This is a genomic window from Mucilaginibacter terrenus, from assembly GCF_003432065.1.
Taxonomy (GTDB): Bacteria; Bacteroidota; Bacteroidia; order Sphingobacteriales; family Sphingobacteriaceae; genus Mucilaginibacter; species Mucilaginibacter terrenus.
In genome coordinates this window covers 1,537,913-1,550,984 of the sequence record NZ_QWDE01000001.1, presented here as the reverse complement: position 1 = coordinate 1,550,984, position 13,072 = coordinate 1,537,913, and the positions used below count along the sequence as shown (strand labels likewise).

General features: G+C 44.2%; 12 protein-coding genes. 8 read left to right on the top strand and 4 right to left on the bottom strand.

Annotated features, from left to right (window positions below; all coding sequences use genetic code 11):
* The first annotated feature begins 1 nt into the window (after position 1).
* From DYU05_RS06815 to DYU05_RS06785, 7 genes are all read left to right on the top strand, one after another.
* Complete coding sequence (locus DYU05_RS06815; RefSeq protein ID WP_117382202.1) at positions 2–1,354, top strand: HlyD family secretion protein; 1,353 nt, start codon at positions 2–4, stop codon at positions 1,352–1,354.
* The gene (locus tag DYU05_RS06810; RefSeq protein ID WP_117382201.1) at positions 1,351–2,745 is read left to right on the top strand and encodes a TolC family protein; all 1,395 of its coding nucleotides are present in this window, start codon (positions 1,351–1,353) and stop codon (positions 2,743–2,745) included. Before DYU05_RS06815 ends, DYU05_RS06810 begins: the two co-directional genes overlap by 4 nt.
* Positions 2,746–2,936: 191 nt before the next feature.
* Complete coding sequence (locus tag DYU05_RS06805) at positions 2,937–3,560, top strand: pyridoxamine 5'-phosphate oxidase family protein (protein WP_117382200.1); 624 nt, start codon at positions 2,937–2,939, stop codon at positions 3,558–3,560.
* 1 nt (position 3,561) lies between these two features.
* Positions 3,562–3,801, top strand: a complete 240-nt coding sequence (locus tag DYU05_RS06800) for a hypothetical protein (protein ID WP_117382199.1) — start codon at positions 3,562–3,564, stop codon at positions 3,799–3,801.
* Between the two features lie 348 nt (positions 3,802–4,149).
* Positions 4,150–4,563 carry a cytochrome c maturation protein CcmE domain-containing protein gene (locus tag DYU05_RS06795; protein WP_117382198.1) on the top strand — a complete coding sequence of 138 codons (414 nt, stop codon included), beginning with the start codon at positions 4,150–4,152 and terminating at the stop codon, positions 4,561–4,563.
* Positions 4,564–4,569: 6 nt separating this feature from the next.
* Positions 4,570–7,101 (top strand): cytochrome c biogenesis protein CcsA, encoded by a 2,532-nt coding sequence (gene ccsA, locus DYU05_RS06790; RefSeq protein WP_117382197.1) that lies wholly within the window; start codon positions 4,570–4,572, stop codon positions 7,099–7,101.
* A gap of 15 nt (positions 7,102–7,116) precedes the next feature.
* Complete coding sequence (locus DYU05_RS06785; protein ID WP_117382196.1) at positions 7,117–7,833, top strand: phytanoyl-CoA dioxygenase family protein; 717 nt, start codon at positions 7,117–7,119, stop codon at positions 7,831–7,833.
* Positions 7,834–8,109: 276 nt separating this feature from the next.
* Here the strand turns inward: DYU05_RS06785 and DYU05_RS06780 are convergent, their stop codons facing one another.
* The 3 genes from DYU05_RS06780 to DYU05_RS06770 all read right to left on the bottom strand — a co-directional run bounded on the left by DYU05_RS06780 (position 8,110) and on the right by DYU05_RS06770 (position 10,792).
* Positions 8,110–9,978: a glycoside hydrolase family 2 protein gene (locus DYU05_RS06780; protein ID WP_117382195.1), complete on the bottom strand. Its 1,869-nt coding sequence runs from the start codon at positions 9,976–9,978 to the stop codon at positions 8,110–8,112.
* Positions 9,979–10,136: 158 nt separating this feature from the next.
* On the bottom strand, positions 10,137–10,397 hold the full coding sequence (locus tag DYU05_RS06775) for a hypothetical protein (protein WP_117382194.1): 261 nt from the start codon (positions 10,395–10,397) through the stop codon (positions 10,137–10,139).
* A 20-nt stretch (positions 10,398–10,417) separates the two neighbouring features.
* Entirely contained in the window at positions 10,418–10,792 is a 375-nt protein-coding gene (locus DYU05_RS06770) for a SpoIIAA family protein (RefSeq protein WP_117382980.1), read from the bottom strand.
* Positions 10,793–10,955: 163 nt separating this feature from the next.
* On the opposite strand from DYU05_RS06770, the gene queG reads away from it, so the two are divergent.
* Complete coding sequence (queG, locus tag DYU05_RS06765; protein ID WP_117382193.1) at positions 10,956–11,939, top strand: tRNA epoxyqueuosine(34) reductase QueG; 984 nt, start codon at positions 10,956–10,958, stop codon at positions 11,937–11,939.
* A 4-nt stretch (positions 11,940–11,943) separates the two neighbouring features.
* Here queG and DYU05_RS06760 read toward each other — a convergent pair whose 3' ends face one another.
* Complete coding sequence (locus DYU05_RS06760) at positions 11,944–12,981, bottom strand: 3'-5' exonuclease (protein ID WP_117382192.1); 1,038 nt, start codon at positions 12,979–12,981, stop codon at positions 11,944–11,946.
* Positions 12,982–13,072: the final 91 nt, after the last annotated feature.

Genomic DNA, 13,072 nt, shown 5'->3' with positions numbered 1-13,072 from the left:
TATGTTTTTAGAAAAGAATATCAACGTAGAATCCATTTCGGGTTATAGGTCCTTTCAGATGGCTATGCAGAACAATCATAGCCAAAACAAAATAAAATGGCTTGCCGCTTTCATCATTTTGGTATTGGTTATCTTGTTTCTGCCATGGACACAAAACATACAATCAAAAGGGGAAGTTTCGGCGCTTGACCCGCAACAAAGGCCACAAGAGGTCAATAGCATTATACCGGGCCGTATAGTTAAGTGGTACGTTAAGGACGGCAGTTTTGTTAAGCGGGGTGATACGCTGGCACAAATAACCGAAGTTAAAGATGACTACCTGGACCCTGAGTTAACCGACCGTACTGCAGAGCAGCTAAAGGCTAAAAACGAAGCGGCTGGATTTTATCAAAGTAAAGTGTTAACAGCCGACAAACAGCTAGCGGCATTAGGGCAAGCTTTACAGTTAAAGTTAGCGCAGTTGAATAATAAATTAAAGCAGTACAACTTGCAGGTACAGTCTGACAGCATTAGCATGCTGGCGGCTAATAACCAGTTTACTATAGCAGATGCGCAGTTAAAACGGCAAAAAGAGCTCTACACTGCCGGGTTAAAGTCACTAACCGAGCTGGAGCAGCGACAGCAATATTACCAGGATGCACTGGCGAAAAAAATCAGCAGCGAGAATAAATACTATAACAGTAAAAATGAGCTGCTTAACATTCGCCTGGAGCTATCGTCGGTAGAACAGGATTATACCGAAAAGTTGTCCAAAACCAATGGCGAACGGTTTGCCGCGCTGTCTCAGGCTGCCACCGGTACAGGCGAAGCCGCCAAGTTGCGCAATCAGCTTACTAATTACCGTACCCGGCAAGGTTTCCACTATATTCTTGCGCCACAAAGCGGGCAGGTTTTACGCAGCATAAAGGCGGGTATAGGTGAGATATTAAAAGACGGTGAAAAGCTTTTAACTATTGTACCTACAACATTTAGTAAAGCAGTAGAAATAAGTGTCGATCCTAATGACTTGCCGCTGGTACATGCAGGTCAACTGGTGCGCATCCAGTTCGACGGCTTCCCGGCAATTGTATTTTCCGGATGGCCGCAAGCATCTTACGGCCTCTTTAGCGGGCGTGTTGTGGCCGTAGATAACAGCATTGATGCTATGGGTAAATTTAAGGTTTGGGTAAAGCCAGATGAAACTACAAAGGCCTGGCCTGCAAATGTACGTTATGGTACCGGCTGCCAGGCTATTGCACTGCTAAACAATGTGCCTATATGGTACGAGTTATGGCGGAAAATAAACGGGTTCCCGGCAGACTTTTACAAGCCAGCGGCTGGTGATAACGCTGAATCAAAGACGAAGAAAAAATGAAGCGACTAATTATAACGGCGTTGCTTTGCCTTCACATCTTCGGTTCCCTGGCACAAGAAAAGCTGCTTACCCTGGACGAATACCTGGCCATTGTTAAACAATACCATCCGCTGGCCTTACAAGCACAATTGAATACAGAAAAGGCAAGGCTGACCAAACGCCAGGCCCTGGGCGGCTTTGATCCAAAATTGGAAGTAGACGGCGACCGTAAAATATTCGGCGGTAAAACCTATTATGATTATTTAACACCCGAAGTAAAGGTGCCGCTCTGGTACGGTGTCGATTTAAAAGGGAGCTACTCTAAAGTTACCGGCGATTTTGTAAATCCGGAGAATAAAACTCCCAAAGATGGTTTAGGTTATTTTGGCCTGAATGTGCCGCTTGGCAAGGGACTGTTTATTGATGAGCGCCGGGCAGCCTTAAAGCAGGCCGGTATTTACGCAACGGTAGCAGCTAACGAACAGCAACAGATGATGAACGATCTGTTTATATCAGCCACCAACGCCTATGCAGAGTGGCTTAACACGTACCTGAATACCAGGGTTTATGAAGATGCGGTAAAATTGGCCGAAGTTCGTTTAAACGGAACACGCTTACTGTATAAAAATGGCGATAAGCCAGCTATTGATACAATAGAAGCATTAACACTGCTGCAAAGTCGTCAACAAAAGCTTAACGAATACCAGGTGCTGCTTACCAACCGTACCAACGAGTTGAGCAGTTTTATGTGGCAGCAAAATCTTACACCTGTAGATTTGGCCAATGTACGCCTCAGGCCGGATACCCTGCTATTGCAAGTAAGGCCGCCTGATAGTTTGTTGCAAAAAGAGGCACAAGCTATTGTTAGCCAGAATCCGGATGTGAAACTTTATGGGTTAAAGCTCGATCAGCTGGAGATAGAACGGCGGCTTAAGCTGGAAGAGGTAAAGCCAACGTTAAACCTTAACCTGGGCATCCTGAACACAGGGCGAAATATCTTCCAGAATTTTAATAGCGATTGGTTTTCCAGTAATCAAAAAATTGGATTTACCATAGCCATGCCGCTTACTTTTACCAAGCAACGGGCAGCTTATAGTTTAAGCAAGATAAAACTTCAGGAGACACGATTCATGTTACTTGATAAACAAAATCAGGTAGCGGTAAAATGGAATAACTACAGGAACGATTATTATAACCTAGACAGGCAAATCAGCCTGAATACGCAATTGCAGAAAAATAACCGCGCATTGCTGAATGGGGAAGAATACAAATTCCGTTTAGGGGAGAGTTCGTTGTTCCTCGTAAACTCACGCGAACAAAAGGTGCTGGATACCCAGGAGAAGTTAAATGACTATTATACAAAAAGAATAAAGGCTATACAGTACCTCAAGTGGCTTTCAAATACCTTTTGAGCAGCGTTTGCACACAATTACTTTAGTGTGTTTACTGGAGCAAAACTGCAGGCTTGGTGATTACATGTCAAAAAGCCTTATTTAGCTGATCTTTATAATGCCTTGCCTGATTAGTACAAGCATTCCCCGCTTTTGTCCATGTTCATTGGAATACCCTTGTGTATATTTGATATATAAAGCAGGGGGTAAACATGAATTACAGTAAGATCGCGTTTTCTGATGCAGTAAAGGAATTACAGCACCAATTTGGAAGCCGTCAAGCTTATGACAGGCGGGAGAAATTCCAGGTTGTTGATGGCCTGACAGAAAATGAAATTGACTTTATTGCTGATCAGGACCATTTTTATATGGCTAGTATTGGTGAAAGCGGATTTCCGTATATCCAGCATAGGGGAGGCCCGAAGGGTTTTGTTAAGGTGCTGGATGACCATACCGTGGCTTTTGTTGATTTCTCGGGCAACAAGCAGTATATAACCGTTGGAAATTTAGAAACCAACGCTAAGGTTTCATTAATTATGGTCTCGTATGCTCATAAGGCGAGATTAAAACTTTACGCCACCGCTAAGATCGTGTTGCCTGACGAAGATCCAAAATTGTTCTCCAGGGTAGATGTATCTAATTACAAGCACCATGCTGAGCGCATAATAATTTTAGACGTTGCGGCTTATGATTGGAATTGTCCTCAACATATTACGCCGAGATACACCACAGAAGAAATAGAACATGCATTTGAGCCGCAACGGCAATATATAGCTCAGCTCGAGGCTAAAAACAAAAAGCTGGAATTCGAATTAAAAAACTATCAAAAAGATTAACATGATAACTATATATCATCAGAGCAATGATAATGATATTGTTGCCTGGAAAGATCGATTAGAACAGCTTATTGTTAAACACGAATTTGTTGTGCAGGATCAAATTGACGTCTCAACTTTAGTTGACGATGAAGAAATTGTAAAGGGAAAGCAAGCTATTGAAAATTATCTTGAGGGGCTGGAGCAATTTGTTAATGGCTGGTATGAAGACCATTGCGACATGTATAATTTTAATGCTTAAACCTGAGGACTGCAGCACCTAACGGACCTTAGATGGTGGAAACCTCAAGTGATTTTTAAACGTTTGCAAAAAGTAAGAAAGATATCAAATCACCCATTACGGCACCCAATTGCTATAAATAGGTGACTCTTACTACACAGCATCGTTGGCAGGGGTGCTCCAATAGGAGATGGTGAAAGTTGCTAATCGTAACTAAATTCGCGCTTTGCGCTACTTGTGCAGAGTTTCTTAACCTCCAGGCCTGGCAATTATTTATAACAATTCTAAATAGCACATATCCCTTGTAATAAACATTATTCGCTTTGCGTTTTGTATTTTTGCAAACCGGATTTAAACAGGCATAAGTTAATGAAGAAAAGCGCTATACTCGGTATTGTTGTTATTGCTGTAGCAATTGCTGTTATCATCAGTACCTATTCAAATACAAGTACTTACGGGTCCTTTAAAGATGCACGCCAAACTACAAGCGAATTGCACGTGGTAGGCAAGCTAAATAAACAAAAAGATTTGTTTTACGATCCTACCAAGGATGCCAATTATTTTTCGTTTTATATGAAAGATAATAAGGGTGCGGAGTGCAAGGTGATTTTTACCGGAACCAAGCCCGAAGACTTTGAACGGTCTGAACAGATTGTGCTTACCGGTAAAATGATTGGTAACGAGTTTCACGCATCACATATCCTGATGAAATGCCCCTCTAAATACACGCAGGATAAGTTAGAAACACAGGAATATAAGGCCAATAAACAGGCCAGTTTATAAAATTTAATGGATATAGCATTTAAAGGCGAGCACCTTTTACAAGGGCAGATAGGGCAGTTCTTCATCATTTTATCGTTCGGATCGGCCCTGCTTTCGTTCCTTAGTTATTACTTCTCTACTACAGACGATGCCGGGAAAGCCGACAGCAGCTGGCAAAATATTGGCCGCTGGGCCTTTTATGCCAATGTATTGTCTATCATTGGGATAGGTGTTTGCTTGTTCAACATCATCTACAACCATTACTTCGAGTACCATTACGTTTGGGCGTATACATCGCGCTCGTTGCCTACACGCTACATCATATCGGCATTCTGGAATGGGCAGGAGGGTGGCTTTTTGCTATGGTTGTTCTGGGAGGCTCTATTAGGCTTGTTCCTGATTTTTAAGGCCGGTACATGGGAACGCCCCGTGATGACGGTTGTTGCACTGTCGCAAGTGGTTTTAGCTTCTATGGTATTGGGTGTTGAGATATTTGGCATGAAGCTGGGTAGTTCTCCATTCCTGCTGTTGCGCGACTCGATGGAGGGCCCTATTTTCTCCAGGCCAGACTACCTCTCTTTCATAAAAGACGGGCAGGGGATGGTACCCTCGTTGCAGAACTATTGGATGATCATTCACCCGCCGACGTTGTTCCTGGGCTTTGCCTCTATAGTAGTGCCGTTTGCTTACTCTGTTGCCGGTTTGTGGCAAAAGAGATACCAGGAGTGGATAGCACCCGCTATACCTTATGCGCTGTTTGGTTGCATGATACTGGGTACCGGCGTTGTTATGGGTTCGTTTTGGGCATATGAGTCGCTTAACTTTGGCGGTTTTTGGGCCTGGGACCCGGTAGAGAATGCATCTATTTTCCCATGGCTTACCTTAGTTGGTGCGGTACACGTGCTTGTTGTTTACAAAAATACAGGCCACTCATACTTCACCGCAACCATGCTTACTATGATAAGCTTTGTGCTGGTTTGGTATTCATCATTCCTTAACCGCAGCGGTATACTTGGCGAAACATCGGTACACTCTTTTACAGACCTGGGCATGTTTTGGCAGCTGGTAACGGGTGTGGTTATTTTCCTGGCTATTATGGTTTACCTGTTGGTAAAGCATTTTAAAACCATGCCGATAACTAAAAAGGACGAAGAGACCTATTCACGCGAGTTCTGGATGTTTGTTGGTTCGGTGTTCCTTGGGCTATCCTGCTTTCACCTTATTGTTGTAACATCCGTACCCGTTTGGAACGCTATTTTCCACCTCAATATAGCGCCGCCGGCAGATGCCGCACGCATGAAGCACTACAATGTTGTGCAGTCATCATTTGTGGTACTTATCACCATACTTACAGCCGTTGCACAATTCCTGAAGTATAAGCGTACAGATGTGCGCCGTTTTGCAATAACAACCGGTGTTTACCTGTTTTTTGCCGCGGTGGTTACCGCATTAATTGCTTTTGCAACAGGTGTGAACAAAATGCACTTTGTGTACATACTGGCAATGTGGGGTTCTGTTTACTCGGTTACCGCGAACGGTAAAATGCTGGCAGATGCCTTTAAAGGAAAAATTAAACTGGCCGGTGCCGCGGTTGCGCATATTGGCTTTGCATTGATGCTGGTAGGCGCTTTGATAGCCGCCGGTACTAGTGATGTTATTTCTATAAACAACACAGGCGAGGGCTTTACGGCAGATTTTGCCAAAGAAAACAACCCACGTGAGAATATACTGGTATACCGCAACCAACCATTGAAAATGGGCGATTATATGGTGACCTATTTAGGCGATTCCATTTCCGCACCGGAGCACTTTTACAAGGTAAACTACAAAAAGGTAGATGCTGCCGGTAAGGTAGCCGAAGACTTTACATTGTGGCCAAAAGTGCAGGTAAACAAAGGTTCGCTGGCTTCTTCGCCGGATACTAAACACTACCTTTTTCATGACCTGTATACACATATCACCATGACCAATTCTATCAGCGAGTCTGAAGAACCGGGGGCTGAAAAAGACGGTACACAGGCAGACGAAGATGATGAAAAGAGCTATGATGCGCCAATACCACACGAGGTTGCAATTGGTGATACCATCAACTTCCGCGAAGGCTTTATGGTATTAAAGAAGCTGAACAAAGGTGTAAAGGTTCAAAATATCCCACTAAAGGATAACGATATATCTGTTGGCGCCCAGCTGGAAATAGTAAGCCACGGCAAAACCTACACTGCCGAACCTATTTACCTGATAAAAGATGGCGGTGTTTACGACTTTTCTAAAAAGGTTGCAGATGCCGGGCTTAAGCTGCGTTTCTCCAAGATAATACCTGAAAAGAACAAGGTGGAGATAACCGTTCTGCAGCAGAAAGAAAGCGCCAAAAAATATATTGTAATGCGGGCCATAACATTCCCTTACATCAACTTCTTTTGGGGTGGCAGCATCATCATGGTAATTGGTTTTATACTCTCTATCTTCCGCAGGAAAAATGAGATGAAGGTAGTTCCTGTAGCTGTAAAGCAAGGTGCCACAAAGGGCGTAGGTAAAAGACAGCCGGTGAGCTTAAAATAAGAGCGTCAAAAACTTGTGGAGCATCAAAAGCAACTTATAGCTGAAAACGGTTACGTTGTTGTTGACGGTGTATATAGTGATGCAGAGATAGCCGCCATTCAGCTTGCAATCCAGGAAGCAGATACCTCAAGAAATACTTTCCGGAAAACGGACGATCTGTTCGCCATAAGGCAGTTTTTAAAGGAAGTACCCGCCGCAACTAATCTTGTATTAACAGATAAGCTAAAATTGCTGGTTAGAAAACTTTTTGGCAGTGATTTCTTTGTGGTAAAGTCGATATATTTTGATAAACCCGTAGCCTCAAATTGGTTTGTTGCCTGGCACCAGGACCTTACTATATCTGTTAAAGATAAACTAACTGCGGAAGGATATGGCCCATGGACAGTTAAACAAGGGCAATTTGCAGTACAGCCCCCGTTAAGTATACTGGAAAGCAATTTCACAATACGCATTCATCTGGATGATGCTGATGCGGGGAACGGTGCATTAAAAGTTATCCCTGGTTCGCATAGAAAAGGTATTTACCGGCCCGATCAAATAGACTCGACAACGGAATCTGCTATTGTATGTGATGTGAAATCTGGCGGAGTTATGGTAATGCGTCCGTTATTGATGCATGCATCGGGAAGAACCACCAACAACAAACCACGGAAGGTTATACATATTGAATTTAGCAGAGATGACCTGGCTAAGGGCCTAAGCTGGGCAGAAAAGCTGTCGTTGCTTGACTGACGCCATCAAAATCTTCCGACTTATAGTAAACGACTACTCCCCAAAATTGGTACAAAGCAGTTTTTAACAATTGTCGCACTGTCGGCAACATCCACCTAAAAGCTCATTTTAAAACTGTAACACGGCACTAAAAGTGTATCATGCTTATAAAAAGCGTAACATGTTTAAACATGTAAAATTCGTAAGTATTTGATAGCTAATGTCTTTGTTAAAACCGGACAGATTTAAGTGTATCACGTGTAACACGCATACGTGTTACACGTGATACACTTGCAATTACGCGCTAGCACTATCGTCATCAGGCGCTGACGACTTCAAGAGACCTTCTCTAACCTTCAGTTCCCCGGTGTGGAAGTCGATGATGCCGTTCTGTTCATCCTCAATATTTGTAGCCTGGGTGTAAACGTCACCCGCTATTGGCCGTTTGCGTAATTCCTGCTTAAACAGCGCTATTTGCTTGTTTCTTTCCTCATTATCCTGCGGTCCGCCATAATCCGAAAAGCCAAAACCACCCCATTCGCTTACAATAAGCGGTACCTGCTTCCGAAAGAAGAATGGATCCCCCACGATAAGAGGGAACGCGGCAACACTGGTTTGTTTGCCTTCTACCAGGTCGTCCAGCATCTCTTGCCAGCGTTTTAGCTCCGGCGTGTATAAGTGCACGGTGAGCAGGTCGCTCTTCAGCTTGCCTTCGAAGGAAATGTGCTGCCAGCCGTCGTTATCCACCACCAGGAACTGCGGGTGAGAGATCTGCATGTAATGGTACATATTGATGATGTACTGGCGCGTTTCCTGGTTGGTTGCAATGTCCTGCGCTCCCCAGTCCTCGTTGTACAAGCTCCAGATAATCACTGATGGGTGAGTGGAGATGAGGCTCAGCATGCGTAAGAGTTCAGCCTTGTGGTTTGCCCGGCTCTTTTTGGTGGAGCGGTGTGGGCTTGGTACTTCAACCCATAACAGCATGCCCATCTTATCAGCAAGGTGGTAAATACGTGGGTCTACGCCGGCAATGTGTATGCGCACAAGGTTGCAGCCTAGTGCCTTCATTGCGTACATGTGCCGTTTTATTTCTTCGTAATTAGCAATTCCCGGTTGGTACAGGATGCCGTCTATATAGATTTTCTTGTTGTTAAGATAAACAGAACTACCCCGTGCCTCAATCTTACGTAAGCCGAAGTACGATTCTATCTCGGCAACGTAGCCGGTACTGTCTATCAGCTGGGCTACCAACCGATAGCGGTGAGGGTTTTCAGGAGACCATAGCTGCGCGTCGGGTATGTTAACTACAAGGCGCTGCTGCTTTTGCCCGGCCTCTAAGAGCAGCTGGTATTCATCAGTTACCACAGGTTCATCGATTTCCTGGTGTCGGTTATAAACTTTCAACCGAATGGTATATGGTCCCGGATCATGTATGCGCGTTGTAAGGTTAAAGCGGACCAGGTTGTCCTCAACAATACTTACCACACCAAGCCTCGAGCGTAAGCGGTTGCGCTCCACTGTTTCCAGCCATACACTGCGTACCGCGCCGGTGTAGGTTTGATACCATATACCACCTCTCTTGTAAATAGTAGATTCCTGCTTTCCCCGGGTGGTATCAGCATCCATCGAGCTGGCTATGCGCACGGTAAGCCTGTTGTCTGCCTGTAGCATCTTCTCATCCAATTCAAACGAGAACGATGTGTATTCGCCTAGGTGAAATTCCTCTCCTTCAATAGTCTTAAGCGGAAAGCCGTTTAGCCATACCCTGGTCTCGTAGCCGCATGCACCAAAGGTAAGCTGCAGCAACGAGTTAGGCGAGCGGTGACCACCTTCCAGTTCGGGCATCGGGAATTCACGTTCGTACCACACCACAATTTTGTCGCGCCAGGTATGTTCGGGTTGTATGCGGGCCATTTGTGCCTCTACACTGCCGGGCCAATGGGCCGTATTGGTGTAATCATGAGCCAGGAACCAGTTATTTGCAAGTCCCTTATCTTCCTGGTCTACGGCAAACTTCCATTCGCCATCGAGCAACAGGAAGGAATTTGGCCGCATTACCGCCCTCGGGAGGGGGTTGAGGGGTTCGTCCTGCGCGGAAACTTCGGGCCTGCTTTTGGTTAAATTATAGTTTGCGTGCGCGGTTTCAGCATCTGGGTTAAAAATCATAGTCGGTATCAGTTGATGAAATTACTTCAAAGTAAATTACTTTAATTATGTAAATAATGTTTTGATTGATTTAAAATGAACATTATGGTTTAAAATTGACATAAAAAAAAGCGGCTTAGTTTTAACTAAGCCGCTTAAGGTATATAACCGTAAATTTATTACAGGTTCTCGCCGCTCGGGCCTTTTCCTTTGTTTGAAGAGTCGCCGCCGCCGTTATCATCTGAAGATGAACTTCCGTCGTTTGATTTGGCAATGCTTTCAGCATCGTTATCCGGGGTTACGGTTTCTACCTCCGGCGCTTCATTTGTACCGGTGTTTTGGCCTAATGTATTGTTGTCGGCGTTCGCAACGTTTCCTGCAGTATCATGATTTTGGCCTTGTCCGTTAGCCCTGTCAAATCCTTCTGGTTTGTTTTCCATGGTGTTTAGTTTTAAGTATATTATTGTTCGTCTTTTGCTGTTACCCATTTCACCGCATCGTCCAGCTGGTTGAGTGAATAGCCTTTTGATTTTCCGGGTATAAAGAAGCGGAATGCATCTGTAAACCACTCAACCCCTTTTTGATCGCTTACTACGGCTATTTTATTCCATTTAGTAAAGTTTTTGATGCCCATCTTAACATCGTCCAGCCAGGCGCCGGCTGTCCAGTTTTTAACGTCGGTCTCTAATACAAGCAGGTAATTTATTTCACCTTGTCGCTGTACCAGTTCGTCTATCCTGGGTAGTAGAACAGTATCAATATCTTGCTTGGTAACCTCACCTATTGCATGTATGCCAACTACGTGTGGTTCCAGATCGTTAATAAATTGTAGCATAAGAGTAGATGTTTTATAGTTATAAGAAAAAATCATACCATTAACTCTGGACGTACACAACACACGTAAAAATGGAGGTAACCGCATAGGTTGGCGTAAAAACGTCTTATAAAGTGTTCAATGTGTTTTCAATGGTCAATCATATTAACCTTATCTTTGTGAAATGCAGCAGAACCGCCAGGCATATTCTCAATTGATTAAAGACGAGGCAAAAGCGCTCGGCTTTATGTTCTGCGGCATATCTAAGGCAGAGTTCCTGGAAGAAGAAGCGCCACGACTCGAAGCATGGCTCAACAAGGGTATGCAAGGAAAAATGCGCTACATGGAAAATTACTTTGATAAACGGCTCGATCCAAGATTATTGGTAGATGGCGCTAAGTCGGTGATCTCAGTTGGATTAAACTACTATACAGATACCGTTCAGTCAGACCCTGAAGCACCTAAAATATCCAAGTATGCATATGGCGCAGATTATCACACGGTGATAAAAGAAAAACTGAAGCTGCTGATGCAAATCATCAATGAGCAAATAGGGGAGGTTGGCGGTCGTGCTTTTGTTGATTCTGCACCAGTGTTAGATAAAGCCTGGGCAAAGAAAGCAGGGTTGGGTTGGATAGGAAAAAACAGCAATCTGCTTAATAAGAAGGCAGGCTCGTTTTTCTTCCTCGCAGAGCTGATTGTAGATATTGAACTGGATTACGATGTTGAGCCTACTGCCGACCATTGTGGCAGCTGCACCAGGTGTATAGATGCTTGCCCCACAGATGCAATTGTAGCTCCGTATATTGTGGACGGCAGCAGGTGTATATCTTACCTTACTATAGAGTTAAAGAACGAAATTCCGCAGGAATTTGAAGGTAAAATGGACAACTGGATGTTTGGCTGTGACGTTTGCCAGGATGTTTGCCCCTGGAACAAGTTCTCAGTGTTGCATAACGAACCAGCTTTCGATCCCCACCCTGATCTGCATGGAATAACAAAGCGCGACTGGGAAGATATTACCCGGGACGTGTTCCAAAAGGTATTTAAGAATTCTGCCGTAAAGCGCACCAAATTTGAAGGTTTGCAGCGAAATATAAAGTTTTTGAACCATCAACCTACTGCAAAGGATAAGAAAGTCATATTCAACCCAAACTTTGCCGATTAGGTAATTACCCCTTCTTGAACTTTTCAGACAACGCTTTTAACATGTCATCATTTACCGGCTTAGCTGGTTCCTGTTTCTTTTGGAAAGGCTTGTTATAATGCTGGTTATTGTTGTTTATCTGCGGCGAAGACTTTGGCGCATTATTTTGGAATGAAGGCTTAGGTGTTTCCTGCTGATTGTTTTGCGGCTGAGCTTGCTGTGGTTGTGCCTGCCTGTTTGCCTGGCGTTCTGCCACACGTTTCGCATTCCAACGCTTGTATATTTCCTCCAACTTGCGTTTAGTATATAGCGGGAAGTCACCTTGCATCATCCAGGAGTAGTAGCTTGGCTCCATCGAGAACACGTCTTCTACCTTGCGGCCTTTGTGCTTGCCAAAGTTTATCAGCTCCTCGCCGTCTTCGTTATACACCATACGGCCTGCAAAGTCTACAGGGCGATTTAGGTTAGTGAACTGGTGCAGCGCTTCTACGTCGCCAACAACTGGTTTACTGCGGTTGCCTTTTTTATCCTCCCATTCCATGTCTGCGTAGCGCTCTATCTGGGCCAGCAAAACCTCCATGGTAGCACGGGTATCTGCCTCTGCAGAGTGCGCGTTTATGATCTGTTTATTGCAATAAAATTGATAGGCGGCTTTTAAGGTACGCTGCTCCATCTGGTGGAATATATTCTGCACGTCAACAAAGTGACGTTTCTCCAATTCAAAGTTTACACCGGCGCGCAGGAATTCTTCCATCAGCATTGGGATATCGAACTTGTTGCTATTGTAACCAGCCAGATCAGCATCGCCGATAAATGCAGCAATCTGTTCGCCTAGCTCATGAAAAAGCTTTTCCTCCCTTATATGTTCCTCGTAAATACCATGCACAAGCGACGATTCAAGCGGAATAGGTATACCGGGGTTTATACGCCAGGTCATCACTTCTTCGCTGCCATCCGGGTTGAGCTTTATTACAGATATTTCAACTATACGGTCGGCGCCGATGTTTGTGCCGGTGGTTTCCAGGTCGAAGAAGGCTAAAGGGCGCTTTAAAACTAATTTCATGTTGCTTGTAAAAGACTGCAAAGGTGGCAAAAAGTCTTGCAATATTATGGCCTGCCACTTTTTTATGATAATTAATTAATAATTATTACTT

Excerpts from the sequence above, each read along its gene's own strand:
- queG (WP_117382193.1), top strand. The coding sequence starts at position 10,956 with ATGCAGCAGAACCGCCAGGCATATTCTCAATTGATTAAAGACGAGGCA.
- DYU05_RS06800 (WP_117382199.1), top strand. The coding sequence starts at position 3,562 with ATGATAACTATATATCATCAGAGCAATGATAATGATATTGTTGCCTGG.
- DYU05_RS06815 (WP_117382202.1), top strand. The coding sequence starts at position 2 with ATGTTTTTAGAAAAGAATATCAACGTAGAATCCATTTCGGGTTATAGG.
- DYU05_RS06780 (WP_117382195.1), bottom strand. The coding sequence starts at position 9,978 with ATGATTTTTAACCCAGATGCTGAAACCGCGCACGCAAACTATAATTTA.
- DYU05_RS06810 (WP_117382201.1), top strand. The coding sequence starts at position 1,351 with ATGAAGCGACTAATTATAACGGCGTTGCTTTGCCTTCACATCTTCGGT.
- DYU05_RS06805 (WP_117382200.1), top strand. The coding sequence starts at position 2,937 with ATGAATTACAGTAAGATCGCGTTTTCTGATGCAGTAAAGGAATTACAG.
- DYU05_RS06775 (WP_117382194.1), bottom strand. The coding sequence starts at position 10,397 with ATGGAAAACAAACCAGAAGGATTTGACAGGGCTAACGGACAAGGCCAA.
- DYU05_RS06760 (WP_117382192.1), bottom strand. The coding sequence starts at position 12,981 with ATGAAATTAGTTTTAAAGCGCCCTTTAGCCTTCTTCGACCTGGAAACC.
- DYU05_RS06770 (WP_117382980.1), bottom strand. The coding sequence starts at position 10,792 with ATGCTACAATTTATTAACGATCTGGAACCACACGTAGTTGGCATACAT.
- ccsA (WP_117382197.1), top strand. The coding sequence starts at position 4,570 with ATGGATATAGCATTTAAAGGCGAGCACCTTTTACAAGGGCAGATAGGG.
- DYU05_RS06795 (WP_117382198.1), top strand. The coding sequence starts at position 4,150 with ATGAAGAAAAGCGCTATACTCGGTATTGTTGTTATTGCTGTAGCAATT.